Genomic DNA, 21,490 nt, shown 5'->3' on the forward strand with positions numbered 1-21,490 from the left:
GCCGTTCTGGTGGATGGCGCTGCGGGTTTTGGGTTTTACATTTGACCGGTCGTTTCGTCAGGATATCTTCACCATGCCTGCCGCTCCGGTCCGATTGACGAGCTATTGACCACCACGCCGCTTTACGATGTACCTGTAAAAAGCCAGGTTGCACGCGAGAACCGCGCTTCCTGCGACGGTGACTGAAACGCAAAGATAAAGCAACAGAGAGAGCATCTCCATATCATCGGGATTCGCCAGCGCGTCATTGCCTGAAATCTCCAAGGTCATTCGCAAGAACATATCGACTGCATACGGCATGTTCGCCGGTAATCCGAGAATCACCCGCAGAAGGCCCCACGCGCCGACAGCCGTTACAGCAACGTTCGCAAGAAGAAGCGGCGCGCGCATGGCTATTTTTTTCATTGAACGTCGACGGTTCCGTAGGCTTTCAATGTCGTCCCGGGGACCGGCAAATCCGGTGCTTGAGAACGTAGGTAACGTTCCAGACGGCTAAGTCGGACGGATCGACCACGGTGATGCAGCCTTCGCTTAGACCGCGGGGGCCCATTGGATGAAGCCTGAAGTTACCTCGCTTGACACCATTTATCATGGTCGAGTCGCCAGTGTTCGGATTCCACAGCATGAACCACTTCTTGTGATCGGTTGTACCGAGGCCGAATTCGCCCATCGGGTCATAGAGGAATCCCAGACGTCCGCCTGACTGGCGATCAACGATATAGTACGTTCCTTTGGGAAGTGGCCCGATATCTTCCTTGTCAACGTCTGCCGGATTGTCCCGGCCGTCCTTTCGCCCCGAAAAAGCGACCATTGGACCGACCCCGGAACAATGAAGCAACGACGTTGCCAGACTGTTAAGGTAAAACGTACATTGCACGACGCGCATTTGGAAGGTCCTCATCAGATAAGGTTCCAGGCGTCCTTAAAGATCAGGTTCCCGTCGAGATACGACCATTGAATCTCCTCATAAGCCAATTCAACGACCTCGAAATGATTCCGGTGCGCGTTGATCTGTTCCTTGATGTTTGGCACGCGCGGCGAGACTGACACGACCTTTACGTTGCGCATCAGCATGTTGAAGTACTCTTCCTCCCACCCACCTTCATTGATGCGATACCACTTCAGTTCCGCCGATTGAAGCGTCATCCCTCTCGCGAGCACCCGATACAAAACGGGGGATGCCTTGTCGATTTCCTTCTCGATCGTTAAGGGGCGATGAGAGCGGCCGCCCATCAGTTTGCCGGTATGACGATCCGCTGGTGCGTGCATGCCGTGTGCAAGACTTAGGATCTCGATACTGCCTTCCCGTCCAATCACAGCGCTTGATCCTCTGATAAGCGTTCCATCCTGGTCGGTCAGCCAGAGGTGCAAAGGTATAGCCATAAGTGGGAACTCTCCAGGTTAAAGATATCAATGCGCGGGGCGTAGCCACGCATTGCACATCAGACCCTAGCAGTCCCCGCACTCTTGGATGTCCGGATTTGTAAAGGCGACTCACACCTCGGTCCAGATTCAATGACTGAACGTTTGGTTCATACACGTGACAGGAACAGGCTGCAGCCAAGCGCAGCAGCCTCTCCAAAAAAACTGCCCCCCTCAATGCACCCCACCCGCCGCGATCGCCTCGCTATACACCGCCGCCACCCGCCTTGCGATCACCGAATTGTCGAAGTGGTCTCGTGCATACGCCCGGCACGCCTGCGCGTCCGGCAGCTTCAGCGAACCATTCAGCGCCGCTGCCAGTCCCTCGGCAATTGCACCCGCTCCCGTCGACGGCAACACCAGATCCTGCGACAGCCCCGCCACCGCCTCCGGCAAGCCGCCCACCGGCGTCACCAGCACCGGCGTGCCCGACGCCAGCGACTCCACCGTGATCAGCCCAAAGCCCTCCAGCGCCACCGTCGGCACCACGCTGATCGTCGCCGCGCGATACAGCGTTGCCAGATGCTGGTCCGGCACGAAGCCAAGCAGTTTTACGTTTTCCTCGAGTCCCGCGTCTTCAATCCGCTTCTGCAGCTCTTCCTGTATTCGTCCCTTACCCGCAATCAGCAACAGCACATCCGGTATGCGCTTTTTCAACTGCGCGACCGCGTCGATCAAATCCTCCAGGCCCATGCGTCGCACCAGCCGTCGCACCGCCAGCACGATCGGGCGCCCCTGCGGCAATTGCAGTTTCATACGCGCTTCTGCCGGCGTGATCGGCAGGTTGAACTGCTCGACGTTCACACAGCCTGGCACGACGCGCACCTTCTCCGGCGAAATGCCGTAACGTGAGGTCAGGATCTTGCCGAACGCATCGGACAACACGATCAGACGAGACGAACGCGCATACACCGCACCTTCCAGATAACGCTTCGCACGCTGTCCCAGCGAATCGGCGCCCTCCACGTGGCTCTCGTCGGCCCACGGTCCCTGAAAATGCGACACCTGCGGAATGCCGCGCGTCACGTCAAGGCCAGGAAACGTGTACAGCGCGAAATGCGATGAGATCACATCGGGACGCTGCCGGCTGATCTCGCGGCGCAGCGCGCGGCGGGCCGCCATCAGACGCAAAGGCAACGATTGCGCGGCCGAGCCGAAGCCCTGGATCGCGCCACCCGTATCTTCCGCCACGCGCGCTGAACCGGCTACCACGCCGCGCACCGCGACGCCCGCGTCCGGCAATGCACCCACCAGCGAGTAATACATCCGGTCCAGCCCGCCCGCGCGCTCCGGAAACCAGTGCATGCCGATTTGCAACGATTTGATTGAGTCCGCTTTCATGACTGTGTCCCTTTCGTAGCGTGTTTAGCGCAATTAGCGTGAGTCGCGTATGCAATGTTATTGACGTGAATTGCCTGAAGCGGGTGACGATACCCCTGCATGTTCTATTCGGCTCCCTTGTGGCCGGCCAGCACGTTCGAGGCAAGCGCTTGCTCGTCAGCCGCGCTTGCGCAGCGACGGTCCTCCTGGTGACCCGCCAGTTGCCGGTACAGCGCAATGTATTGCGCGGCCATGCGCGCCCAGCCAAAACCGGTCGCGAGTTCATTGGCCGCCACACCCATCGCGCGGCGCGCATCGTCGGATCGCGCGAGGCGCGCCACCGCGCCGGCCAGCGCCTTGGGATCGTCCGGATCGTCCAGCACGATGCCGCACTCCGGCGTGATGATTTCCGCGCCGCCCGCGGTACGCGCCGTGACCACCGGCAAGCCGGCTGCCATCGCTTCGAGCAGCGACAGGCTCATTGCCTCGTAGCGCGACGGAAACACGAAGGCGTCCACGGAATGCATCAGCACCGGCATTTCCTTGACGAGGCCGAGGAAGTGCACGCGGTCCGCGATGCCGAGCGCGCGTGCCTGCTCCGGATAGGGACTACCCGGCAAATAGCCCGCCACCGCGATATGCACCTGCGCAGGCAGATGACGCAGCGCCTCCAGCACCGTGCCGAGATTTTTGCGCGGCGTGCGCAGGTCGCCGACGAACAGCAGCAGAAACGCATCGGCCGGCAGACCGAATTTCGCCCGATCGCCGCTAGCAGCTGCGAAGCCCGCTGTATCGACACCGTTATAGATCACCTCGACGCGGTTACGCGGCGTGAGACCGATCGCGCGAATTTCGTCGGCAACCTTCTTCGACACCGCCGTGATCACCCGCGAGCGGCGGTAGGCCCAGCGCTCCAGCCAGGAATTCGCGCGCGTATAGACCGACTGATAGGCGGACCACACGCCCTTCGTCAGCCCAAACGGGTAGTACTTGCTGCCGAACCAGCCGCTATGCACGAAGTGCGCGGTATTGACGTCGGCAGGCATCCACGTGATGAAGCCGTTCACGTGCAGCACGTCGAACTCGCGACGATGCGCGCGCAACCACAGCGCGCTCTTTAACGCGAACACCTGCTGACGCAGCAGATTGGTCGGCCACCCGCGGCCAATTTTCATGGGCACCCAGCGCACGTTCGGATGGGCCAGCAGTTCGGGCGCGACGTGTGACGCAACCAGCGTCACCGCGATACCCGCTTCGAGGGCCGCACGCGCGATCTCGTGGTTGACGCGCCCTTGGCCGTCGTTATGGCGCACGACGTGCGTGACTATGGCGACTCTCAATCAGGTGCCTCCGTGCAGAAGAAAGTCCCTGCGGCGATTCTGCTTTTGCCAGTGCGCCGCGGAGATGATCGAAAAAACACTCATGAACAGCAGTAGCCCGCCGGTGCCCACCAGCGAATTGGTGAACACCAGCATGGCAAAAATAGCGAGCCCGAGGCTCATCGACGCGGACACGAACTTGTCGTCGCGCAGCTTGAACGAGGCGAGCACCGCGCGCACCAGCAGCCACACAATGCCGGACAGGTACAGCAAGGTACCCGGCCAGCCCAGCACGAACGGAATGTTCATCACGCCGCTATCGAAGTTGCCGTACTGGCCAAGCTGGCCACCGTCGTTCGAAAGCTTGGTCGAAGTGCCCGTCGCGCCCATGCCTTCACCGGAGACATCGGTGAACGCCTTCTGCGCGAAGGTCGCGTAGAACTCGTTTCGTGCGGCGTAGCTCTGATCGTCTTTGAGGTTGACGATACTGTCGAGGCGCGCCTGCATCCGTTCGGCGACCGGCCCCACTGCCAGCAAGGGCACGCACAGGCCGGCCAGCAGGAGCGCGCTCGCCACGATGCGCAGGCGCACCCGGTTATTCGATTTGACCAGCTGGATGAACAACGCGATCACCCAGCCGCCCCATGTCGAACGCACGAGGCTCAACGCAAACGCGAAAAAGCCGAGGCCGGCGGCGATCCAGCGCACCCGGTGGTTCGCGGCCATCACGTAGACCATCGCGCCCATCATGGCGAACGCGAACGGTCCGGACGAATTCATCGTGCTGAACACGCGCACGCCCATCGGTACGGGGTCGCCCTGCGAATTCATCTGCGAGCCGAGCATCCACAGCGCGTCCCACGGCGGCATGATGAAAAACTGCACGAGGCCGTAGCCGCCCATCACGAGCATGCCCCAGATAAACGTATTGACGATGGTGTCGCGATACGCGGGGTACTGGCGCGTATTGGCCATGATGTGAAAGCCGATCAGGATCGGATAGATCCAGTTCGCGAGGTCGTAGGTGGCCGCGAGCGGCCCGCTCGACACGACCCCGACCATGAACGCGTAAGCCAGCCCCGCGAGCACCAGCAGCACCGGCAAGCCGCGCCGTTGTGCCAGCACCGGGTAGTGACGGATCAGCGACAGGCCGCTGATCATCGTCACGGCCAGCGGTGCGATCTGGATCAGGCTGGTGGGCGTGAAGGCGCCCTTCGACCAGTCCGCAAGGCGCCGCACTTCCGGGCTCAGGAACCACAGCCACCACATGAAACCGACATAACGTGCCGGACTTTTGAAGTACAGCCAGAGACCCGTCATGGTGGCGAGCACGGGAAAGGCGAGCGTCAGCACCGTGCCCTGATGGGCGGCGACGAGCACCGCCGTGATGAACCACAGCAGCGCGGGCGGCCCCCATTCCATCGGATCGCTTTTGAGGCGGCGTTCTGCACCACCCGCGGCGGCACGCGCGATTGTTGCCATCGGTTAGAGGCCTCCGCGTGACTGGCTGTGAGCCGATTGTGCGGATTGCGCGGATTGCGCCGGCTGCGGCGTGGCCTGGCGCGTCGCGGCAGGTTGCCCTACCGGACGGCCGCGCGTCGAGCCACGGCGGCGCAGCAGTTCTTCGGTGATGCGCACGTGCTGCATCGCGAACTGGCGCGTGGTCAGATCGCGCGAGAGCAACTCCTCCGCCGCGGCCTGCGCCTGGCGCAGCGCGTCGTGTGGTGACGCGACGAGGTGGTCCACGGCTTTACGCAACGCGAGCGGATCGAACGGCGGCACATAGGCCGCTGCGCTACGCGAAAAATAATCGTCGAGCGCGCCCACCTCGGTGACGACCATCGGTTTGCCGAGCGCCGCCGCCTCCAGCATCACGGTGATGCCGGACGCGTGCGAGTTCGGCCGCAGCGGCACGATCACGAGATCGGCCCAGTCATACAGTTCGCGCGCTTTCTTCAGACCCGCCGCCGGTGCAATCTCCACATTCGCTGCGTGCAGCCTGGCCGGAATCCGCCGCCGCGTGGCGAGCCGCACCGAGTAACGCGCATCGTCGCCGAACGCCTTGATGAGCGTCTCCCAATCGCGATCGCGGTCGTTGCCGATCGCCGCAATCCGCACCGGCGTATGCGGCTGCCAGCTGCGCGGCACCTGCACCGGGAAATCGATGGTGTTCAGGCCGTAATAGACATGCGTCGCCTTGCGGCCGAAAAAACGTTCGCACAGCTCGGCATTTTCGCTGGCGAGCGTCGTCAGCACGTCGGCGCGTGCAATCAGCTTGCGATACAGCCAGCGCCGCAGCAACCCGTAGTTCGGCCACTTGTCGAGCAGCCACACGCTTTGCGCAAGCAGTAACGGCGGCGCCCCACGCGAGATGTGGCGGCCGCTCATCAGCAGCACCAAAGCCACCGACAGGTATTCATGTTCGGTATGCGTCCAGATCACGTCCGAGCGCAGGATCTCGTCGCGATTGCGCAGCGTATGGATCAGATCGAAGCCGAGCATCGCTTTCAGCGCGCGGCGCAACAGCCGCACGGGCGCATTCTCACGCGTGTCCTGCGAATAGGTCAGCGCGTAGTCGTCCGACTCGGCATGGTGATAGCCATACAGGCAGCCGATGTTATCGCCCTTGCGATAAAAGCGCGGATCGGCGCCATAAAACAGATGAACGTGGACTTTCGTACTCATTCAGGCACTCCGGTCGGCGGGTTGAAAGAGGCGTCTCAAGACGCCGCGGCGCGGCGCGCCTCATGCGCGCCGATGCGCACCGCGCGCCAGCGCGAGAGGCGCGCACGGCCTTGCTTCGAAAGCAGCGCCACGACGACCTGGGCGAAGCCCGGATACACCTTCGTGCCGACCAGCGCGTACCACCACCACGCTGCCTCGCGGCGCAGCGGCGGCAAGTGATCGCGCAGGATCAGATGCAGGTTGTAGGCGGCATTGCGCACGGCCATCATGGTTTGCGCGTCGCGGCGGTCGTCGTCGAAGCGTTCGGCGGGAAAATGATCCACGGCGACGCACGGGTCGTAGACGAGCTTCCAGCCGGCGTTCTTCACGCTCATGCTGAAGGCCATGTCGTTGTGCACCTGAGCACCCGCGCCGCGCAGCCGCGCGTCGAAGCGGATATGGCGGATCGCGGCGCGCCGGTAGCTCATGTTGGCCCCCTTCAGCAGATCCACTTCGCGTGCGCCGCCCACCCCCAGATGGTGATTGCCGATGATCTTGCCCGACGGCGTCAGCTTGCCGACGAGCGGGCGTTGACCATCGAGCACGCGGCCCTTTTCGTGCACCCAGTCACGCCCGCCGAGCGCCCCCAGACGCGGGTCGCCTTCGAAGGCGGCGGCAATTCGCGCGACCCAGTCGGGATGCGGCGCGGCGTCGTCGTCGGTGATCGCGATCACGTCGCCGCTCGCGGCATCGAGACCGCGATTGAGGGCGGCGACCTGTCCCGGCGCTTCGACCAGCGCCACCGAAAGCGGCAACCCGCCCGCCACGGCCGGCTCGCGCAGACAGGCGTGGGTAGCGGTATCGTCCGGACGGGCGACGACCACGACTTCGTCCGGGGCACGCGACTGCCGCTGCAATGCGGCCAGACAGCGCGTCAGATCGCCTGGCCGGCGAAAAGTGGGAACCAGTACCGTTACTTTCATCGCGTCATGCTCCTTGTCGTGTCGTAGCCAGTCGTTTCTGCCGGGTTGGGTACATTGCGCTCGAGGTCTTCCGGTGGCGCATCACGTGCTCAGGTATTCCTGCACGGCCGCATAGCTGCGGTCGTAGCCGCCGCGCGCGCGCGCCGGCATGGCGTTGAAGATGCCGCCTTGGACGTGCACGCCGGCCGCCTGCAGACGCTTCAGCGCATCGGCGATCTCGCTTTCGCTATGGACACCTGAGCGCATCACGAAGAACGTCGAGCCCGCGTAGGCGCCGATGATCGACGCGTCGGTGACGGCAAGTACCGGTGGCGTATCGATCAGGATCACGTCATAGCGCTTGGCGAGGCCTTCGAGGTACTGCGGCAGGCGCGGCGACATCAGCAGCTCGGACGGATTCGGCGGACGGCGGCCGCACGATACGAAGTTCAGGCCGTCGACGGTGGTGCTGCGAATCGCCTCTTCAAGCGAGATCTGACCGCTCAGCAACTCCGACAGACCGTTATCCTGCGGACCGCCCACATAGCGCTCCAGCGCGCCGCGCCGCATGTCGCCGTCGATCATCAGGACACGCTTGCCCGAGTGCGCGAGCAGCGTGGCAAGGTTGACCGTCAGGAAGCTCTTGCCGACCGCGGGCATCGGGCCCGTCAACATGACGACGCGGTTGCGCGCATCGAGCATCGTGAACTGCATCGAGGTGCGCAGACTGCGCAGGCTTTCGACGGTGACGTCCTTCGGGCGCGCATCGGCCAGCACTGAACGCAGCCGGTTGCCGCCGCGCACAAAACTGCTCTCGAGCAACGCCTGTTCCGCGGAGAGCGGCACGAGGCCGTAGATGGGCAGATGGAACATGCGCTCGACGCGGTCCGGATCGTCGATGCCCTTGAACATGTTACGGCGCAGGAACACGAAACCGGTACCTGCGATCAGGCCGAGAATCACCGCCGCCGACAGGATCAGCACTTTCTTCGGCTTGACGGGCGTACCCGGACGCAGCGCCGAATCGACGATGTGCACATTGCCGCCCGTGCCGACCCGCTGCACCGACAACTCCTGGATGCGGTTGAGCAGCAGCACGTAGATGTCTTCCGCGACTTTCGCGTCGCGTTGCAACTGCACGGCTTTCACTTCGGTGGCGGGCAGATCGCGGAAGCGGTCGCTGTACTTGTCGCGCTGCGCTTCGAGCTCGGCCATCTGTTCGCGCGCGGCCTTGATCAACGGATGCTCGTCGCCGTAGCGTTCCTGCAGCGAAGCAATCTGCAAACGCTGCGCCGAAATCTGCTGTTCGTACTGGACGCTGCCTTCCAGGTAGACCTTCGCTTCGTCGCTTGCGTTGATCGAACCTGACTGACGCTGATACGCGGTCAAGGCAGCTTCGGCGCGCTCGAGGTCGCCCTTCAGACGCGGCTCTTCGCTCTTCAGGAAGTCGAGCATCTTGGTGGTGTCGGCCTGCTTGGCTTCGGCATGCTGATGCAGATACGACTGCGCGAGCGCGTTGGCGACCATGGCCGCATGGGCCGGATCCTTGTCCTCCAGCGAGATTTCGATCACACCGGTTTGCTTGCCCTGCTCCTGCACCTGAATCGCGGACTGAAACGCGGTGATCGCGTCGAGGTCGTTGGCGCGCATCACGGTGAACTGGGTGCCAGGACGCGCGACCAGCTTGTTGACGAGGATCGTCACGCCGCCGCCCTGCTCGCTCTGGCCGGTGGCGCCGCGCAACAGCAGCGTGCCGTCAGGCGCGCGCAGTTCGTACTGGGTGTCGGACAGCGCGGTCAGCACCATCTTCTTGCCTTCGAGCGCAGGCTCGACTTCGACCGAATCGACGTCCGCCGTTTCACCGCCCCACGCATAGGTGGTGAGGCCGAACCACGGCCGCCCCAACTGACCCGGCGCGGCAAGACGTGCGGCGAGGCTGCCGAGGAACGGAATCATCTTCGGCTCGACGCTGAAGTTCAGCTTGCACTGCTGAACCACCGGACCGACCACGCCGCGGCTCTTGATGATTTCGATTTCGGCGTCGGTCGGCAACGACGTCTGGCCGCTCGAAATCACCGCGCCGGTCTGCGTCTGCGTCAGCGCCTGCGAGGTGTTGTCGCCCTGCTCGACGCGCACGTAGGCGTCGGCCGAATAGGTCGGCTTGGCGATATAGCAGTAAACGGCGGCGATCGCCACGATCGTCGCCGCGATGGCTATCAGCCACCAGATGTCGTCGAGGATCACCTGCAGCAGTTGACCGAGGACGACGTCCTCTTCTTCGGTCCTGGCCGCAATGGCCATATGAGGATTTGCTTGAGTGCTCACAATTCGATCCCGGTTGGTTCGTCTGGAGTCCTGCGCGGCGTCATGCTTTACCGCATTGCTTACGCCACGCAGGACTATCGGCGGGTCAGGCGCCTAGTTCGTCAATTCTTTTATGTAGAACACCGACTGGATGGCCGGCAGCACTTGCTGAATGACCCGGTTAAACGTGGTCGAAATTGCGGTGCCGACATAGACCACATCAAGCGGTTGCAGCTGGAATTGCGACGACAGCATGATCGAGTCCGGCTGCGTCATGTCGAGCCGGAACACTTCCGGTTTGGTCGGATGATCTTTCATGCCGCGCATCACGTAGATCTGCCGCGGATTGGCGTCGGTGTCGAGAATGCCGGTGGCCTGGGTGAGTGCGTCGGCAATCGTCAGGCGCCCGCGCAGCATCGACACGGTCTGCGGATTCTTCACCTCGCCCATCACGAACACGCGGCTGTCCACACGGTCCGGCACATTGACGATGTCGCCCGCTTGCAGCATCACGTTCTGGCTGGTGTCGCCGCGATCGAGCAGGCTGTTGGCGTCGAGCACGTAAAGCTTGTTGTTGCGTGTGAGGCGCACGCGCTGGATGTCGGCCAGCTCGTTGGTGCCGCCCGAGCGCGTGATCGCATCGACCAGCGTGAGCGGTACGTCGCTCACGGCGAGCGGTCCCGGCGATTTGACCTCGCCCGTCACCTGCACTTTCTGGCCGCGGAACGACAGCACGCGCACATCCACCTGCGGATTCCTGATGTACGGCACAAGACGCGTGGCCAGTTCATTGCGCACCTCGGTCATGGTCCGGCCCGCCACATGCACGCGTCCCACGAACGGGAAAAAGATCGTGCCGTCGGAGGCGACGGTCTGGCCGAACGGATCCGCCTGACCCGGCAACGCTGTGGTGTACGGCTGCTGCACCGCGCCCGCGAAGGTCTGCGTGGTGTTGTCGCCCGTTGATAGCGTGCTGCCGTTCGGCGTCGTCAGTTCGGGGTGATCCCACACGGTGATGCCGAGGATGTCCTGCGGCGCAATCCGGTAGACGTACTGCGACGGGTCCGTGTACGCGCCAGGCGGAAGCGCCTGGCGTTGTGCGGCCGCGGCCTGCTGCGCCTGGGCCATGATCAGATCGGAATCGATCAGTTGTACCGGATAGTTGTCTTGTGGCTTGCTCGGCCCATCCTCATGCAGACGCGAGGTGTCGAGATAGTTGCCGGGCGCGGTCATGCAGGCGGACAGCAGGACCGTCAGCGAAAGAACCGCAGTGAGATTTCGTTTCAGCATATTTTATTCAGCCATCCCATGACCAGGTGATCCATGAGCGCAAGGCTCTCGCGATAGGCGGTTTCTTCGCCGCCATGCGGGTCGACGACATCCGAGTCTTCCCATTTGCCGAGCGGATAGACCTTGCCGCGCGAGGCCGGGTCGAGTGCCTCGACCTCGCTGACCTGGCGGCGTTCGGTCACGAGCACGAGGTCCGCGTCGCGCACGATCTGACGATTGAGGCGCCGCGCGTGATGCACCCCGGGTGTGATGCCGCGCTCGGTGAGCAGGCGCCGCATCACGGGGTCCATGCCGTAACCGTCGACGGCGCGGATACCGGCCGAGTGAAACCGGATGGGTTCGGCCGCAGCGCCGGCAGCGTCCTGCTGACGGGCCTTGAACAGCATCTCTGCGGCTGGCGACCGGCACACGTTGGCGTGACAGACGATCAGAACGTTTGCAAACATAGGCGGTATCCGTGGCTTAGGGTCACTGCGTAGCAGTGGCGTGATCGACGGCATGCTGTTGACCGGCAACCGGTGCGGCGCCTTGCGCGTGCGCGCGGCCGATGGCGTGATACTCGATGCCGAGTTCGCGCATGGCTTCCGGCTCGTACAGGTTGCGGCCGTCGAAAATGACCGGCGCTTTCAGATGCTGCTTGAGGCTGTCGAAATCCGGGCTCTTGAAGACCTTCCACTCGGTGAGAATGACGAGCGCGTCGGCGCCGCGTGCCACATCCATCTCTTCGTTCACGAAGGTGAGGCGTGCGTGCTGCTGCGGGACGTCCTGCAGATCGAGCGCGAAGACCCGCCTCGCTTCGTCGATGGCGACCGGATCGTAGGCCTTCACGCGTGCCCCGCGCTTGAGCAGTTCCGCAATCAGCGGACGGCTCGGCGCTTCACGCATGTCGTCGGTATTCGGCTTGAATGCCAGCCCCCAGACGCCGAACGTGCGGCCCGACAGGTCGTCGCCCAGACGCTCGACGATCTTGCTGGCGAGAATCTTCTTCTGGGTTTCGTTGACGGCTTCGACCGCTTCCAGAATGCGCAAACCGGCATGATGCTGGACGGCGGTGTTGATCAGCGCCTGCACGTCCTTCGGGAAACACGAGCCGCCATAGCCGCAGCCCGCATACAGAAAGTCGTAGCCGATGCGCGGGTCCGAGCCAATGCCACGGCGCACCGCTTCGATATCCGCACCGACGCGGTCAGCCAGATTGGCGAGTTCGTTCATGAACGAGATGCGCGTGGCCAGCATTGCGTTGGCGGCGTATTTGGTGAACTCCGCCGAACGCACGTCCATATACAGCGTGCGTTCGCGGTTGCGGTTGAACGGCGCATAGACACGCTTCATCACTTCGCGGGCTTTTTCGCCGGGCACGTCTTCGTCGCAGCCGAGCACGATGCGGTCCGGACGCGTGAAGTCTTCCACCGCGGCGCCTTCCTTCAGAAACTCCGGATTCGACACCACTGAGAACATGTGCTGCGCGCCGCGCGCGGCCAGTTCTTCTGCAATCGCTTCACGCACGCGCACGGCCGTGCCCACCGGCACGGTCGATTTGTCGACGATCACCTTGAAGCCGCTCATATGACGGCCGATATTGCGCGCGGCGGCCAGCACGTACTGCAGATCGGCGGAACCGTCTTCGTCCGACGGCGTGCCGACCGCGATGAACTGCACGTCGCCGTGTCTGACCGCGGCCTCGACATCGGTCGAAAACTTCAGGCGCCCCGCCTTGCGGTTGCGCGCGATGATCTCCTGCAGGCCCGGCTCATGGATCGGCACGCCGCCGTTGTTGAGCACGTCGATCTTGCGCTGATCGAGGTCGAGACAGAACACGTCGTTGCCGATGTCGGCAAGACAGGCACCCGTCACGAGGCCCACATAGCCGCTACCAATGATCGTCAGGTTCATGAATTTCACCTCGGAGATTTGAATGGTTCTGAAACAGGGCGCATGGCATGTCATGTCAACCGGCGCCCGCTTGGTGCACGCTTCGGATTCAATAAGCGTTGCTGCCGACAAAGCCCTTCCAGAGCGTCAGCACGACGATCTTGATGTCGAGCCAGAAGGTCCAGTTCTGCATGTAGTAGAGGTCGAGCTTCACGCGCCCCATCATCTTTTCGATGCGGTCGGTCTCGCCGCGGTAGCCGTTGATCTGCGCCCAGCCGGTGATGCCCGGCTTGATCCGGTAACGGTGCATGTAACCCTTGACCAGGTCTTTGTAGATGTCGTCGTGTTCGAGCGCATGCGGACGCGGACCGACCACCGACATCTCGCCGCGCAGCACGTTGATGAACTGCGGCAGCTCGTCCAGACTCGTGCGGCGCAGGAACGCACCGACCGCCGTGATGCGCGGGTCGCGGCGCGTCGCCTGGGTGATCTTGCCGGCCTCTTCCTTGTGCATCCGCATCGAGCGGAACTTGTAGATTTCGAACTGGTTGCCGTCGATACCCTTGCGCTTTTGCCGGAAAAACACCGGTCCCGGCGACGACAGCTTCACCATGATCGCGATCACGATCATGATCGGCGACAGCGCGCTCAACGCACCGAACGCGAACAGGCGATCGAATACCCGCTTGGGCAACACGCGCAGATCGGTGATGGGCGACGCCGCCAGGTTGATCGCGGGCACCCCGAGCAGGTCCACCATAGGCTGGCTGAACAGCGTCAGGCTGCGCACATCCGGAATGAAACGGATATTCACGAAGTCGTTGCGCAGCTCCATCACGAAGCGGTGAATGGTCTTTTCCTTCGAGATCGGCAAGGCGAGCCACAACTCCTTGATGGCGCGGTCGCGCACCAGCTGGATCATGGCCGCGAAGTCGCGTTCCACCGGCACCCCTTCGATCGCCACGACCGCGTCCGGGTCCTGATACGGATCGATGGGGCTGTCTTCGTCGTACATCACGAGCGGACTGAAACCGGCTTCCGGACGGCTGCGCATCTGCTCGATCAAAAACTTGCCGTAAGGCGCGCCGCCGACGATCGCCACCCCTTTGTGATTGAAGCCCTCGCGGCGCAGCCCCTTCAGGATCGTGTACACCAGCGTCTTGCTGACCATCAGCAGCACGACGGTAGCGCCTGCCCAATACACCAGCCACAGACGCGACAGCAGCTCCGCGCGATGCAGGCTGAAGCCGATCAGCACGCCGGTGGTTTCCACCATCAGCCAGCCGCCCGACACGCGGAACAACAGATCCATCAGCGGCTTGCCGCGCCACGACAGATAGATACCGAGCGCGGGAAAAAACACCACCACCAGCAGGCAGTCGAACGCCAGCGAAATGCTTTGCATGTCGTCCAGCCACACCCATCGCCCGCTGTGCACGGCGGCCGCGATCAGGGCGCCAAAAGCGACCATCGCGATGTCGATGATTCTCGATAGAACACTCAGCATGCGCTGCACCTCAGTTCGTCAGTCAAGTGCCATCCGTCCAGGAAGCGGGCATTCGCACCGCGTGAAAAGCCGCTAAAGCCGCTAAAACCAATAGCAACCCGCATTTACTTCGCGCAGCGCGCGCGCTTGCAAATGACTGGTTGCCTTTTCGTGTTTCCTTGCGTTGTCCGCTTAATGCGGAACACAAGTCAGAGTGAGTAATTACCCGTACAGGCTAGATAAGGCGGCATTAAAATTCGCGCCGCAAGGCCGCAAAAAATCTCAAATTGTATCGGTCATATTTACCTATTTTTCATACTATTTTTTGAGGTATTTATTACCGTAATTCCTGTTGAACGGCGCGTACACAGCGCCTCTAGGCTCATTGCTGGCAGCACTGGTCTATCAAACTTGCATGAAATGACCGATTCTGGACAACGTCACTTTTCGCTTCTTTTCGACGTGCAAAAGTGCCTGAGTATTTTTTAGACAATTATTTTTCTATTTCTCTGATCGACTGAAATAAATCCGAAATTAATTAATGTCCGTCATTTGGATTTTCTTACATCTTTTTACAACCCGCGTATTTAACGAGCTTTTATTGGCCAATTACGCCGTGATACAAATTGAGGCAATCACCCAGCCCCGAGGAGTTCACCATGACAGCAACGGTTACGGCGTCCATCGCCGACATCCGCCAAGGCGGCGCCGCATCCTTGAACGTCAAACTGAAGGTCCATCCCGTGATTCTTGCGGGCGGTTCAGGCACCCGCCTGTGGCCGATGTCACGCGAGCAATATCCGAAGCAGCTGATCGGCCTGCTGGGCGCCGATTCTCTGCTGCAGTCCACCACCCGCCGCCTCGATGCACTCGATGCCGGTCATCCGCTCGCCGATCAGCTGATGGTGGTGGCCAATGAAGAGCACCGCTTCACCACCGCCGAGCAGCTGCGCACGAGCGGCAAGGCCAGCCATCTGATTCTCGAGCCGGCTGGTCGCGACACCGCGCCGGCATTGACCGTTGCCGCGTTGTCAGTGGCCGCGCAGGACGGTGACGGCATTATGGTCGTGATGCCGGCCGATCACGCCGTGACCGACATCGACGCCTTCCACAAGGCGGTGGCGGCCGGCGTGCAACTCGCAAGCGATGGCCATATCGTCACGATGGGCATCGTGCCCACGCATGCCGAGACCGGCTACGGTTATATCCGTATCGGCGCGGCGCTGGGCAGCAGCGGCCCGATCGACGCGCACCGGCTCGAGCGCTTCGTCGAAAAGCCGCATCTGGAACTCGCCCAGCGATACATCGAATCTCAGGAGTACTGGTGGAACAGCGGCATCTTCATCATGCGCGCGTCGACGTGGCTCAAAGCGATCCGACATTTCCAGCCGGCAATTTTCGAAGCCTGCGAGGCGGCCGTCGCGAACGGCAAGGCGGACGGCGACTTCTTCCGTCTGAATCGTGAGGCGTTCAGTGCGTCGCCGTCCAATTCGATCGACTATGCGGTGATGGAACAGCTCGGCGGCGACCAGACGGTCGCAACGGGCGTGGTCGTGCCGCTGCTGGCGGGCTGGTCGGACGTGGGATCGTGGGATGCGATCTGGCAAATCTCGGAGAAGGACGAAACCAGCAACGTGGGACGCGGCAATGTGATGTTCGAAGGCTCGCACTCCACCTTCGCGCATTCGGAAGGACGCCTGATTGCTTGCGTGGGCACGCACGACCTGGTCGTGGTGGAGACCGCGGATGCCGTGCTGGTCGCCGACAAATCACGCGTGCAGGATGTGAAGAAGATCGTGGGCCGGATTCGCGCCGAGGGCGGCCCACAGGCGGCGAATCATCGCAAGGTTCACCGCCCGTGGGGCCACTACGATTCCGTCGATACCGGCGACCGCTTCCAGGTGAAGCGCATTGTCGTCAACGCTGGCGCGCGCCTGTCGCTGCAAATGCATCATCATCGCGCCGAACACTGGATCGTCGTACGCGGCACTGCGCTCGTCACCCGGGGTGAAGAGCGCTTTATCGTCTCCGAAAACGAATCTGCTTATATTCCGCTCGGCACCACCCACCGCCTCGAGAATCCTGGCAAGATGCCGCTCGAAATTATCGAAGTGCAGTCCGGCTCGTATCTCGGCGAAGACGACATCGTGCGCTTCGACGATACGTATGGGCGTCAATAAAGCACGTCGACCACGATCACGGTGAATCACTCATCTGTCTTGCGGATCCTGCGGCGGTTGCTCCTGACCGTCCGCGGGGCACTGCAGCGCTTCACCCGCTGCTCACCCCGCGTGGGAGATAAGTTCTGACACCGTCGGGAACCGGTCAGCTGCACTCTCGGTGGCGGTTTCGCCCGGATAACGGCGCAACGGCGCACGCAGGGCATTCAGCGGGCCATGCATCGGGGCACCGTTCAGCGGGCTGCTGATTGCGCCGTTCATTGCTGCATTGACCGGAGCATCGGCGTGCACGCCCGTGGAACTGACAGTCGGCGTGGCCGGTATGCTCCGCGCACCCGGCAGGGGCCGCGAGTAACTGGATGGTGCGGGTGCGTTGGCCGCCGCATTCATCATGCTGCAGTGGCGTTCGATCCACAGGCGTGCCCATTCCAGCGCATATTCCTGCGCTGCATCCGGATCCGCGAAACGCGGGCCAACCAGACCCGAGCGCTCGACACGGCGCCCGTCTTGCTCGATCTCCGCCCACGCGCGATACATGGCGCCCGGCACCCGTTCGGCCGCAACGTAGATCGCGAAGCCGCGCCGGTCCAGCACCTGCGTGCCGCGCGAAGCGAGGCTCATGGGCTGCGGACTGCGGGGTTGATCTCGGTGGCGCGTCGCGCCCAGTTCGTCCGCACGATTGAAGCCGCGCCCGGAACGCTCCAGACGCTGCGCGGGCTCGGACTGAACCGCTTGCGCGGGCTGCATGGACTGCACCGTTGGCACGCCTTGCATGAGCACCGTGACGGGTTGCGCGAACTCTTCGGGCATCGTGCCGGAGAGTTGCCGGGTCATGTCGGCGAGCGGGTCGAGCGAGCGCCAGCCCGGCGTCACGCCGGCGGGCGCACGCCATGACTCTGGACTCTTCCAGCTCACGCCACGCGGTGCGTCGTCGCGCATACTGGCCACGACCGGTTGCGGAGCAGGTTTGGCCGCCACGACGGGGGGCGCCGCTTGCGGGACGTAGACGAACTTGCGGCCGGTTTGCGACAGCAGCCGGATCATCTCCGTCAGCGTGCCGTTCAACTGCCATTCTTCGAAACGGCGCCGGCATGTGGGACCCGACGGGTAGCGGCCGGGAAGCTTGGACCACGGCTCGCCCGTTGTCAGAATCCATAGGACCGCATTCGCCACGATACGCGGCTCGGCGCGCGGCCGGCCGCGTCGGTTCAACCGGACGGCCGGCTCATCGGAAACAAGCGCCGTTAGCAGCGCCCATTCGTCATTGCTTAGCTCATCGAAAAACATGCGGATCTCCACACGGCTTGGCAAAACCAGGCCGCGGCGTTGGACAGCCACGAATTCAGCGTTCCCGATTCGTGTAGTGTCCTCGGTTGCACAAATATGTTTTAACGTTCGGTGCGATTCGCGAATGTTGCACTGCGATAGTGCGAACCGTCCCCACCGCGAAGCACAAAACGTGGTCTCACTCGTGCATTGGAGAAATTGTGCACGAAGCATACCATTACCAGGGTTTGCATGAATATGACAATGACAAGTGTTACGGATGGAAACAATCTTGTCGCCTTTCGCGATGTCGTAAATTCATTGGCCGTGGCAGACGTTCCTGCGGGCGCAACAGAACCAGCACATATCGCGCAGAGCCTTTATTTGGAATTTCCGCGTGATTTGACGTTAAGACGTCGCAATTCTTTTATGAATTTTTATCGGTGATGTCTCGTGCGGCGGCAGGCGACTTCGCGCGCCCGCCACGCCCTCGACACAGCGGCACGGCCGTCTTGCAGCGCCGCGCGTGCGCTGCAAGTGCGAGCCGCGCTGCCGGACTTATCGCACTGGATTCGCTGCGTGCTCGCCCGCCACGGTCATCCATGGACGCACGCGCCAACGCGTTACGAGCCCTTCCTGCACGTATGGATCTGCTTGTGCGAAGGCTTCGGCCACAGCGGGCGAGTCGCCTTTGAAGAGCAGCATGGCAGTGTCGGTCGGCTCGCCGAGGGCACCGCCGAGCATCAGTTCACCGCGCTCCGAAGCAGCCCACGCAAGCTTGAGGTGAGCATCGCGATAGAGTGCGCGCCGCTCGAGATAGTCGGCGCAAAGGTCGTAGATCAATAGATAGTGCATGAATATGTCTCGCCAATAACCATTCAAATAGATTAGAAAGAGTCAAGCATGTCAATATTGCGGCATTACATTTTTTACGGAATATTCTGCCGGTTTTTATTGAACGTGCTATTGCCTGTCATCGAACATCTGTTATAAGCCCCCTTGCGGTCTCCGGTTGCAGCCCAATCAATGGCGAGAGTGAATCCCATATTTTGACACTTAAAAATTAATCTGTATTCCGTACTATCCCGCCAGTTCCGGCCGCGTAGCTTTCCGGATCCCTCTGCTGCGGCGCGGCACGAAAATTGCGCGCCTCGCATGGCCGCCACCTGCGCGCCTCGCTCTTTGGCGCCGCCGTGCTGCTAAGGGAAACCCCGCCCCGCCGCCTGTCAACCAGCTAACACCTTGCGGCGTTTTCACTGACAGTTTTGCCATAATAGTGGCGGCGATGGGCAATGGATGCCTGAGACGCCCGGAGTAAGACGACCAGAACAGTTTCACTACCGATGGAGTGTCCCATGAAGATCCAGTCCGCTTTCGCCGCCCTCGTCCTTGGCGCGGTACTCGTCGCTCCCGCCGCCTTCGCCCAGAATAGCCAGCAGTCGAAGATGACCACCTGCAACAAGCAGGCGGGAGACAAGAAAGGCGACGACCGCAAGGCCTTCATGAAGTCGTGCCTGTCTGCCACGCCGACCGCCGCGCCGATGACGCAGCAGGAAAAGATGAAGGCCTGCAACACGCAAGCCGCCGACAAGAAAGGCGATGACCGGAAAGCCTTCATGAAGACCTGCCTCAGCAACAAGAGCTAGGCGTCACACAGAGGCTGGGCGCGCGAGCCGCGTTCAGCCTGTGCGATTGCCGGCGTCAATTCGCCGTCCGGCTCGCCCAGCCATTCGCATCGCCGCCGCATCCAACCTGCCTGAGCCGTTCCATGGCATTCGCATCGAGCCTGCGGCAGGTTCCTCCGCACACTCTTCCCGTGTTTTCGCCCGGCTCACGCCTTTCAACTGCATTAGCCCGAACGCGACATTTTCTTCTATGATGGCTGCGGAGACGGCCCACCCATAAAATACGATGCCCAGCGGGCCGCCATCTTGTCGTTGATGCCAAAGCGCATCGAACGGAGGCAAGAATGGTATGGAGACACAAGAACCGCTGGTTCAGGCGGTGGCTGGTGGTCATCGTCTTTTGGGCGGTGCCGGTGGCCATTGTCGCCGTGCGCGAAATCCAGGAGGAGATGGCGTACAACGGCGTCGATCTGGAGCGCGCCCTGACCACGTGGACCCTCACCGACGCACAACGCGCAGCCGGCGCCGCGGCCCGCTGCCACGGCGAGCCCGACGAGGCGCGCGCGGCCGGCTGCCCGGCCGAGGTGCTCGCTGCCAACGCGGCTCGCCAGCAGGAGGCCCGCGACGAATACACGCTGCGCCGTTCCACGCTTTTTGCGTACCTTTGGCATGCGTTCGTCGGCTACTGGGTGGTGCCGGCTGCCGTGCTGTTCGCAATCGGCGCGCTGATCGGCGGGATTCGCCGCGCGTTGCGCCGGCCGCCGCCCATCAAAAGCACGTCGAACCAATGAGCGCCCACCGTTGCTCACGGGTCGCCTGCGGCATCCATGCAACATATTCAGACGCTACCCGGGCATTTATTTCAACCGGTCCACGCGCGCCAATCGGTAAAAAATGGCTCGCTGCGCGGTTTGCGTACTTCCCTCGACGCACGCAAAGGAAACGCGCGAGACACGCACCGGCCATTGCGATCGCCCCGCATGAGGCTCGACCAGCTCCGTCCCTTGATCGGTCAGATTTACCCAACTGCTTAACAGATTCGCCGCAAACGCCCGCCCCACAAGGGTTTCCGCCAAAGGCGCGAACGCGCGTTTTACGCGTTCGTGTGATATAACTCAACCAGCAACCTGGCAGAACCAGGAGGTTGCATCCAGGAACCACGACGGAGAAAAACGATGCAAAGACGAAACTTCATGTTGAAGACTACTGCTGCGCTCGCGTTCGGAGGACTTGTACTCGCTGGCTGCACCACCTCCTCGGGCACCCCTGACAATGCGGCGACCGATATGTCGAAGCGCCAGTCGATCGACGCAAGCGTCGACGGCACGATGTCGCGCCTCTTCCAGACGGTGCCCGGTTCACGTGAGCTCGTGTCGAAGGCGCGTGGCGTGCTCGTATTCCCGTCGGTCATCCAGGCGGGCCTGATCGTGGGCGGCCAGTATGGCGAAGGTTCGCTACGGGTGGGTGGCAGCACGGTGGGCTACTACAGCACCGTGTCGGGTTCGTTCGGCCTGCAGGCCGGCGCGCAATCCAAGGCCATCATCTTCCTGTTCATGACCCAGGATGCCCTCGACAAATTCCGCAATACCGACGGATGGTCGGCAGGCGGCGACGCGTCGGTTGCGCTGATCAAGCTGGGTGCCAACGGCGCGATCGACACCACCACGGCCACCGCACCGGTCGAAGTGTTCGTCATGACGAACGCCGGCCTGATGGGCGATATTTCGGTCAACGGCACCAAGGTTTCGCGCCTGAAGATCTAGGCGCGTGGGACAGAGGC

The 21,490-nt window shown here is 62.3% G+C and carries 18 protein-coding genes and 1 pseudogene; 4 read left to right on the forward strand and 15 right to left on the reverse strand.

All coding sequences use genetic code 11. The features are described from left to right. Positions 1 to 102 precede the first annotated feature (102 nt). The 13 genes and pseudogenes from VGH41_RS09345 to VGH41_RS09405 all read right to left on the reverse strand — a co-directional run bounded on the left by VGH41_RS09345 (position 103) and on the right by VGH41_RS09405 (position 14,660). The gene (locus VGH41_RS09345; protein ID WP_331597107.1) at positions 103 to 405 is read right to left on the reverse strand and encodes a hypothetical protein; all 303 of its coding nucleotides are present in this window, start codon (positions 403 to 405) and stop codon (positions 103 to 105) included. Further along, positions 402 to 886, reverse strand: a pseudogene (locus VGH41_RS09350) (DUF2778 domain-containing protein). Before VGH41_RS09350 ends, VGH41_RS09345 begins: the two are co-directional and overlap by 4 nt. A 14-nt stretch (positions 887 to 900) precedes the next feature. Further along, positions 901 to 1,383 (reverse strand): type VI secretion system tube protein TssD, encoded by a 483-nt coding sequence (gene tssD, locus VGH41_RS09355; protein WP_331597108.1) that lies wholly within the window; start codon positions 1,381 to 1,383, stop codon positions 901 to 903. A 213-nt stretch (positions 1,384 to 1,596) separates the two neighbouring features. Then, positions 1,597 to 2,763, reverse strand: a complete 1,167-nt coding sequence (locus VGH41_RS09360; RefSeq protein ID WP_331597109.1) for a glycosyltransferase family 4 protein — start codon at positions 2,761 to 2,763, stop codon at positions 1,597 to 1,599. Positions 2,764 to 2,867: 104 nt separating this feature from the next. Then, a complete protein-coding gene (locus VGH41_RS09365; protein WP_331597110.1) occupies positions 2,868 to 4,082 on the reverse strand; it encodes a glycosyltransferase family 4 protein in 1,215 nt (404 codons plus the stop codon). Beyond that, positions 4,083 to 5,543, reverse strand: coding sequence for a glucose-6-phosphate isomerase (locus VGH41_RS09370; RefSeq protein WP_331597111.1), 1,461 nt, complete (start codon positions 5,541 to 5,543; stop codon positions 4,083 to 4,085). A gap of 3 nt (positions 5,544 to 5,546) precedes the next feature. Beyond that, entirely contained in the window at positions 5,547 to 6,746 is a 1,200-nt protein-coding gene (locus VGH41_RS09375; RefSeq protein WP_331597112.1) for a glycosyltransferase family 4 protein, read from the reverse strand. Positions 6,747 to 6,781: 35 nt separating this feature from the next. After that, positions 6,782 to 7,708 carry a glycosyltransferase family 2 protein gene (locus VGH41_RS09380; protein ID WP_331597113.1) on the reverse strand — a complete coding sequence of 309 codons (927 nt, stop codon included), beginning with the start codon at positions 7,706 to 7,708 and terminating at the stop codon, positions 6,782 to 6,784. An 81-nt stretch (positions 7,709 to 7,789) separates the two neighbouring features. Beyond that, positions 7,790 to 10,015 carry a polysaccharide biosynthesis tyrosine autokinase gene (locus VGH41_RS09385; protein ID WP_331597128.1) on the reverse strand — a complete coding sequence of 742 codons (2,226 nt, stop codon included), beginning with the start codon at positions 10,013 to 10,015 and terminating at the stop codon, positions 7,790 to 7,792. Positions 10,016 to 10,105: 90 nt separating this feature from the next. After that, positions 10,106 to 11,281 carry a polysaccharide biosynthesis/export family protein gene (locus VGH41_RS09390; protein WP_331597114.1) on the reverse strand — a complete coding sequence of 392 codons (1,176 nt, stop codon included), beginning with the start codon at positions 11,279 to 11,281 and terminating at the stop codon, positions 10,106 to 10,108. Beyond that, on the reverse strand, positions 11,275 to 11,727 hold the full coding sequence (locus VGH41_RS09395) for a low molecular weight phosphotyrosine protein phosphatase (RefSeq protein WP_331597115.1): 453 nt from the start codon (positions 11,725 to 11,727) through the stop codon (positions 11,275 to 11,277). Before VGH41_RS09395 ends, VGH41_RS09390 begins: the two co-directional genes overlap by 7 nt. Positions 11,728 to 11,749: 22 nt before the next feature. Beyond that, positions 11,750 to 13,174 carry a UDP-glucose/GDP-mannose dehydrogenase family protein gene (locus tag VGH41_RS09400; RefSeq protein WP_331597116.1) on the reverse strand — a complete coding sequence of 475 codons (1,425 nt, stop codon included), beginning with the start codon at positions 13,172 to 13,174 and terminating at the stop codon, positions 11,750 to 11,752. Between the two features lie 88 nt (positions 13,175 to 13,262). After that, a complete protein-coding gene (locus tag VGH41_RS09405; protein ID WP_331597117.1) occupies positions 13,263 to 14,660 on the reverse strand; it encodes an undecaprenyl-phosphate glucose phosphotransferase in 1,398 nt (465 codons plus the stop codon). 638 nt (positions 14,661 to 15,298) lie between these two features. Between VGH41_RS09405 and VGH41_RS09410 the strand changes: the two genes are divergently transcribed. Further along, a complete protein-coding gene (locus tag VGH41_RS09410; protein WP_331597118.1) occupies positions 15,299 to 16,819 on the forward strand; it encodes a mannose-1-phosphate guanylyltransferase/mannose-6-phosphate isomerase in 1,521 nt (506 codons plus the stop codon). A gap of 102 nt (positions 16,820 to 16,921) precedes the next feature. Here the strand turns inward: VGH41_RS09410 and VGH41_RS09415 are convergent, their stop codons facing one another. Both VGH41_RS09415 and VGH41_RS09420 read right to left on the reverse strand, forming a co-directional pair. Next, positions 16,922 to 18,106, reverse strand: coding sequence for a transposase (locus VGH41_RS09415; RefSeq protein WP_414696628.1), 1,185 nt, complete (start codon positions 18,104 to 18,106; stop codon positions 16,922 to 16,924). 537 nt (positions 18,107 to 18,643) lie between these two features. Next, the gene (locus tag VGH41_RS09420; RefSeq protein ID WP_331597120.1) at positions 18,644 to 18,940 is read right to left on the reverse strand and encodes a YciI-like protein; all 297 of its coding nucleotides are present in this window, start codon (positions 18,938 to 18,940) and stop codon (positions 18,644 to 18,646) included. 500 nt (positions 18,941 to 19,440) lie between these two features. Here VGH41_RS09420 and VGH41_RS09425 point away from each other — a divergent pair, with 500 nt between their 5' ends. The 3 genes from VGH41_RS09425 (at position 19,441) to VGH41_RS09435 (ending at position 21,473) form a co-directional block, all read left to right on the forward strand. Then, on the forward strand, positions 19,441 to 19,731 hold the full coding sequence (locus tag VGH41_RS09425) for a PsiF family protein (RefSeq protein WP_331597121.1): 291 nt from the start codon (positions 19,441 to 19,443) through the stop codon (positions 19,729 to 19,731). Between the two features lie 323 nt (positions 19,732 to 20,054). Beyond that, a complete protein-coding gene (locus tag VGH41_RS09430) occupies positions 20,055 to 20,501 on the forward strand; it encodes a hypothetical protein (protein ID WP_331597122.1) in 447 nt (148 codons plus the stop codon). A 384-nt stretch (positions 20,502 to 20,885) separates the two neighbouring features. Further along, positions 20,886 to 21,473, forward strand: a complete 588-nt coding sequence (locus tag VGH41_RS09435; protein ID WP_331597123.1) for a BPSL1445 family SYLF domain-containing lipoprotein — start codon at positions 20,886 to 20,888, stop codon at positions 21,471 to 21,473. Positions 21,474 to 21,490: the final 17 nt, after the last annotated feature.

The sequence above is a fragment of the Paraburkholderia sp. genome (genome assembly GCF_036488795.1).
GTDB lineage: Bacteria > Pseudomonadota > Gammaproteobacteria > Burkholderiales > Burkholderiaceae > Paraburkholderia.

What these genes read in the sequence shown, in the direction of transcription:
- VGH41_RS09345 (WP_331597107.1), bottom strand. Translation starts at nt 405, where the DNA reads ATGAAAAAAATAGCCATGCGCGCGCCGCTTCTTCTTGCGAACGTTGCT.
- tssD (WP_331597108.1), bottom strand. Translation starts at nt 1,383, where the DNA reads ATGGCTATACCTTTGCACCTCTGGCTGACCGACCAGGATGGAACGCTT.
- VGH41_RS09360 (WP_331597109.1), bottom strand. Translation starts at nt 2,763, where the DNA reads ATGAAAGCGGACTCAATCAAATCGTTGCAAATCGGCATGCACTGGTTT.
- VGH41_RS09370 (WP_331597111.1), bottom strand. Translation starts at nt 5,543, where the DNA reads ATGGCAACAATCGCGCGTGCCGCCGCGGGTGGTGCAGAACGCCGCCTC.
- VGH41_RS09375 (WP_331597112.1), bottom strand. Translation starts at nt 6,746, where the DNA reads ATGAGTACGAAAGTCCACGTTCATCTGTTTTATGGCGCCGATCCGCGC.
- VGH41_RS09380 (WP_331597113.1), bottom strand. Translation starts at nt 7,708, where the DNA reads ATGAAAGTAACGGTACTGGTTCCCACTTTTCGCCGGCCAGGCGATCTG.
- VGH41_RS09390 (WP_331597114.1), bottom strand. Translation starts at nt 11,281, where the DNA reads ATGCTGAAACGAAATCTCACTGCGGTTCTTTCGCTGACGGTCCTGCTG.
- VGH41_RS09395 (WP_331597115.1), bottom strand. Translation starts at nt 11,727, where the DNA reads ATGTTTGCAAACGTTCTGATCGTCTGTCACGCCAACGTGTGCCGGTCG.
- VGH41_RS09400 (WP_331597116.1), bottom strand. Translation starts at nt 13,174, where the DNA reads ATGAACCTGACGATCATTGGTAGCGGCTATGTGGGCCTCGTGACGGGT.
- VGH41_RS09405 (WP_331597117.1), bottom strand. Translation starts at nt 14,660, where the DNA reads ATGCTGAGTGTTCTATCGAGAATCATCGACATCGCGATGGTCGCTTTT.
- VGH41_RS09410 (WP_331597118.1), top strand. Translation starts at nt 15,299, where the DNA reads ATGACAGCAACGGTTACGGCGTCCATCGCCGACATCCGCCAAGGCGGC.
- VGH41_RS09415 (WP_414696628.1), bottom strand. Translation starts at nt 18,106, where the DNA reads ATGTTTTTCGATGAGCTAAGCAATGACGAATGGGCGCTGCTAACGGCG.
- VGH41_RS09420 (WP_331597120.1), bottom strand. Translation starts at nt 18,940, where the DNA reads ATGCACTATCTATTGATCTACGACCTTTGCGCCGACTATCTCGAGCGG.
- VGH41_RS09425 (WP_331597121.1), top strand. Translation starts at nt 19,441, where the DNA reads ATGAAGATCCAGTCCGCTTTCGCCGCCCTCGTCCTTGGCGCGGTACTC.
- VGH41_RS09430 (WP_331597122.1), top strand. Translation starts at nt 20,055, where the DNA reads ATGGTATGGAGACACAAGAACCGCTGGTTCAGGCGGTGGCTGGTGGTC.
- VGH41_RS09435 (WP_331597123.1), top strand. Translation starts at nt 20,886, where the DNA reads ATGCAAAGACGAAACTTCATGTTGAAGACTACTGCTGCGCTCGCGTTC.